Here is a 511-nt window from a genome sequence, read left to right as displayed (position 1 = left end):
TTTATATAAACGACTTCATAAAAACAACTATAAAACATACAAAATAATGGGAGTCTATTTATATCCAATAGCAGATATTCGAACTGAAAATGCAATGAATTTCAGTCAAAATATCTGTAATTACACCACTGAGGGAAGAAAAAATCACAAGAGAATTAAACAAAGTGTAGAACACGAAATTAATAAAATGATGTTCACACAAAGAAATGACAACTTGGAGTACGAGGATAATCGAATCTCTAGGTACTCCATGCAGTTAGGGAAATGCTCAATTTTGGGAACATTCCTAGAAGCTGGAGAGGTACATTGTCATCATGTAACCCCCAGAAAATTAGGAGGAAAAGATGACTTTAAAAACCTTGTGATTGTTCATAAATTAGTTCATACACTTATACATGCAACAAAGAAAGAGACGATTGTTAAATATAAAAACTTACTTCAATTGGATGGAAAACAATTGAAAAAACTCAATATGTTTCGTCAGAAATGTAATTTGGATATTATTGATTAG

The 511-nt window shown here is 30.7% G+C and carries 1 protein-coding gene; it reads left to right on the top strand.

Features of this window, described 5'->3' with window-relative positions:
• Nucleotides 1-511, top strand: a 511-nt coding sequence (locus ACS2CR_RS34385) for an HNH endonuclease signature motif containing protein (protein WP_438906164.1), incomplete at its 5' end; no start/stop codon positions are given.

Source organism: Bacillus cereus group sp. BceL291 (genome assembly GCF_051776705.1).
Taxonomy (GTDB): Bacteria; Bacillota; Bacilli; order Bacillales; family Bacillaceae_G; genus Bacillus_A; species Bacillus_A cereus.
The sequence above is the reverse complement of the archived record's forward strand: the minus strand, read 5'-3'. Positions and strand labels throughout refer to the sequence as shown.